This is a genomic window from Specibacter sp. NPDC078709, from assembly GCF_040686795.1.
GTDB lineage: Bacteria > Actinomycetota > Actinomycetes > Actinomycetales > Micrococcaceae > Specibacter.
The window spans coordinates 1-1,285 of record NZ_JBFBLU010000022.1; the positions used below are offsets into that span (position 1 = coordinate 1).

Genomic DNA, 1,285 nt, shown 5'->3' on the forward strand with positions numbered 1-1,285 from the left:
GGGTTAGCGGCCAGAATGTGTGTATGGCCCGGGCGTGTCATCGGCTTCTTCCGCCCCATCCTTGTTGGATTCCGTTTCCGTCTTCGGGGCTGAAGGCTGTGTCGTAGAGGGCTGGCCCGATGGGCTCTTCGATGGTTTTGGTCTGTTTTCTTTGGGGCTGCCAGTGGCTGGGTTTCACGAACGTCCAGGGGTCTTTCGGGGACTCGCTGTGGAGGTAGAGGTACCAGTCAACGGCTCGTTTGGCGTGGTGGTCTGTGAGACCACGGTGATCGCGTAGAAGGTGCTTGAGGCCGGCATTGATTCCGCCTTCCAAGGGGCTGGTGGTGCGGTCGATCTTGTGCTCGTTAGCGGCGGCGGTGAGCCAGGTGAACAGGTGCCCATTTTTCAATACCGTGGCCAGTGTTCCGCGGGCCCGACGCAGGCGTAGATGTGTAAACCACCATTGCTGGTTCGTGCCGATATGGGAGGGCCTCTCGCCGTTCTTCTTCGCGTAGGTTCGGGTCTTCAAGAAGGACTCCCAGCGTGCTTCCCAGGAAGCGAATTCCCCGGCCCAGACAGCGGCTTGGTCAAGGTCTTGGATCGGTGTCAGGGCCTTGGCTAATGCCAGTAATTCCTTGCCGGCATCGAGGTTTGGGCGCATCGTGAGGTGTGTTCGAATGTTCTGCTGGATATGAAAAAGACACCGTTGCACCTTCGTCTCTGGCCAGTGCTCGCGCAGCGCACTTTCCAGGCCTTTATGCCCGTCAACGATGGCGACCGCAGGCGCCGGGATTTGTTGCAGCAGGGCAGACCAGGACGCATGTTTTTCTCTGTCGCACCACTGCCAGGCGATGACGTGGTTGCCGGTGTAGGCGACCAGCACGCACCAGTCGTTGAAGTACGTTCCGTCGAGCATGATCTGGGGGTGTATTTCACCGCTCAGGACGGCTGTAGGGGACACGTCCCAGCACCATGCACTCTGACGCCTAAAGGTGCGTGCGGAGCCTGCATGGGCTTCCTGACGGTCCTTGCCGGTGATCCAGGACAGGAACGCTGTGAACTCTGCTTTCTTGCTGACATCGACACGTGACTGGGTGCTGGAAGCACCACAGGACTTGCACCGCCACCTAGTTCTTCCCGCGCTGGTCTTGCCATTCTTTACGAGCTTCTTGGTACATACACCACACCTGGGGTGATTCTTGGGAACTGTCACCATACATGCTTTCAAAGCATGTACAGGGCCCTGCATCCCATATGATTACTGGCCGAAAGCCACTTTTCATACACACATTCTGGCCGCTAACCC

Annotated in this window: 1 protein-coding gene; it reads right to left on the minus strand. The window is 58.1% G+C overall.

What is annotated here, in order from left to right; all coding sequences use genetic code 11:
* Positions 1–37 precede the first annotated feature (37 nt).
* Positions 38–1,192, minus strand: a complete 1,155-nt coding sequence (locus tag AB0P14_RS17915; protein ID WP_363845531.1) for an IS1249 family transposase — start codon at positions 1,190–1,192, stop codon at positions 38–40.
* Positions 1,193–1,285 lie beyond the last annotated feature (93 nt).